Genomic DNA, 2,762 nt, shown 5'->3' on the forward strand with positions numbered 1-2,762 from the left:
TATGAGGCGAACCTGGGGAACTGAAACATCTAAGTACCCAGAGGAAAAGAAATCAACCGAGATTCCCCTAGTAGCGGCGAGCGAACGGGGATTAGCCCTTAAGTCTATGGGGTGTTAGTGGAATGTGTTGGAAAGCACAGCGGCACAGGGTGATAGCCCCGTACATGAAAACTAACCATAGATGAAAACGAGTAAGGCGGGACACGTGACATCCTGTTTGAATATGGGGGGACCATCCTCCAAGGCTAAATACTCCTGACTGACCGATAGTGAACCAGTACCGTGAGGGAAAGGCGAAAAGAACCCCTGTGAGGGGAGTGAAATAGAACCTGAAACCGTATACGTACAAGCAGTGGGAGCGGTTCTTGAGACCGTGACTGCGTACCTTTTGTATAATGGGTCAGCGACTTACGTTTTGTAGCGAGGTTAAGCGAATAGCGGAGCCGTAGGGAAACCGAGTGTTAACTGCGCGTTTAGTTGCAAGGCGTAGACCCGAAACCGAGTGATCTAGCCATGGGCAGGTTGAAGGTTGAGTAACATCAACTGGAGGACCGAACCGACTTATGTTGAAAAATGAGCGGATGACTTGTGGCTGGGGGTGAAAGGCCAATCAAACTCGGAGATATCTGGTTCTCCTCGAAAGCTATTTAGGTAGCGCCTCGAGCGAATACCATTGGGGGTAGAGCACTGTTAAGGCTAGGGGGTCATCCCGACTTACCAACCCTTTGCAAACTCCGAATACCAATGAGTACTACTCGGGAGACAGACAGCGGGTGCTAACGTCCGTTGTCAAAAGGGAAACAACCCAGACCGTCAGCTAAGGTCCCAAAGTGTATGTTAAGTGGGAAACGATGTGGGAAGGCTTAGACAGCTAGGATGTTGGCTTAGAAGCAGCCATCATTTAAAGAAAGCGTAATAGCTCACTAGTCGAGTCGGCCTGCGCGGAAGATTTAACGGGGCTAAACATACCACCGAAGCTACGGGTGCATTTCATTAGAAGTGCGCGGTAGAGGAGCGTTCTGTAAGCGGTTGAAGGTGAAGGGGTAACCCACACTGGACGTATCAGAAGTGCGAATGCTGACATGAGTAACGATAAAGGGAGTGAAAAACTCCCTCGCCGAAAGACCAAGGGTTCCTGTCCAACGTTAATCGGGGCAGGGTGAGTCGACCCCTAAGGTGAGGCCGAAAGGCGTAATCGATGGAAAACAGATTAATATTTCTGTACCTCTGCTAACTGCGATGGAGAGACGGAGAAGGCTAGGCTAGCGCGGCGTTGGTAGTCCGCGTTTAAGGTAGTAGGCAGTGTTCTTAGGCAAATCCGGGAACACCTCTTTAGTGAGAATGCTGAGAGCTGATGACGAGTCACTAAGGTGATGAAGTAGTTGATGCCATGCTTCCAGGAAAATCTTCTAAGCTTCAGGTTAGTAGGGATCGTACCCCAAACCGACACAGGTGGTCGGGTAGAGAATACCAAGGCGCTTGAGAGAACTCGGCTGAAGGAACTAGGCAAAATGGTACCGTAACTTCGGGAGAAGGTACGCTCCTGACGGTGATGAGACTTGCTCTCTAAGCTGATGGGAGTCGCAGATACCAGGTGGCTGCAACTGTTTATCAAAAACACAGCACTGTGCAAAATCGCAAGATGACGTATACGGTGTGACGCCTGCCCGGTGCCGGAAGGTTAATTGATTGGGTTATCTTCGGAGAAGCTCATGATCGAAGCCCCGGTAAACGGCGGCCGTAACTATAACGGTCCTAAGGTAGCGAAATTCCTTGTCGGGTAAGTTCCGACCTGCACGAATGGCGTAATGATGGCCACGCTGTCTCCAGCCGAGACTCAGTGAAGTTGAAATTGCGGTGAAGATGCCGTATACCCGCGGCTAGACGGAAAGACCCCGTGAACCTTTACTATAGCTTGGCACTGAACATTGAACCTACATGTGTAGGATAGGTGGGAGACTTTGAAGCAGAGACGCTAGTTTTTGTGGAGTCAATCTTGAAATACCACCCTTGTAGTTTTGATGTTCTAACTCTGGCCCCTTATCGGGGTTGAGGACAGTGCCTGGTGGGTAGTTTGACTGGGGCGGTCTCCTCCCAAAGAGTAACGGAGGAGCACGAAGGTTGGCTAAGTACGGTCGGACATCGTACGGTTAGTGCAATGGCATAAGCCAGCTTAACTGCGAGACATACACGTCGAGCAGGTACGAAAGTAGGTCATAGTGATCCGGTGGTTCTGAATGGAAGGGCCATCGCTCAACGGATAAAAGGTACTCCGGGGATAACAGGCTGATACCGCCCAAGAGTTCATATCGACGGCGGTGTTTGGCACCTCGATGTCGGCTCATCACATCCTGGGGCTGAAGTCGGTCCCAAGGGTATGGCTGTTCGCCATTTAAAGTGGTACGCGAGCTGGGTTCAGAACGTCGTGAGACAGTTCGGTCCCTATCTGCCGTGGGCGTTGGATGATTGAAGGGAGCTGCTCCTAGTACGAGAGGACCGGAGTGGACGAACCGCTGGTGTTCGGGTTGTCATGCCAATGGCATTGCCCGGTAGCTACGTTCGGAATCGATAACCGCTGAAAGCATCTAAGCGGGAAGCGAGCCCTAAGATGAGTCATCCCTAGAGCTTTAAGCTCTCTAAAGGGCCGTAGGAGACTACTACGTTGATAGGCAAGGTGTGTAAGCGTTGTGAGGCGTTGAGCTAACTTGTACTAATGACCCGTGAGGCTTAACCATACAACCCAGATGGGTTTTACTGATACG

Annotated in this window: 1 rRNA gene; it reads left to right on the forward strand. The window is 50.9% G+C overall.

Annotated features, from left to right (window positions below):
• A 23S ribosomal RNA gene (locus AC19MX_RS21000) occupies window positions 1-2,735 on the forward strand; the annotation flags it as partial.
• Window positions 2,736-2,762: the final 27 nt, after the last annotated feature.

Source organism: Shewanella sp. MF05956 (assembly GCF_059758055.1).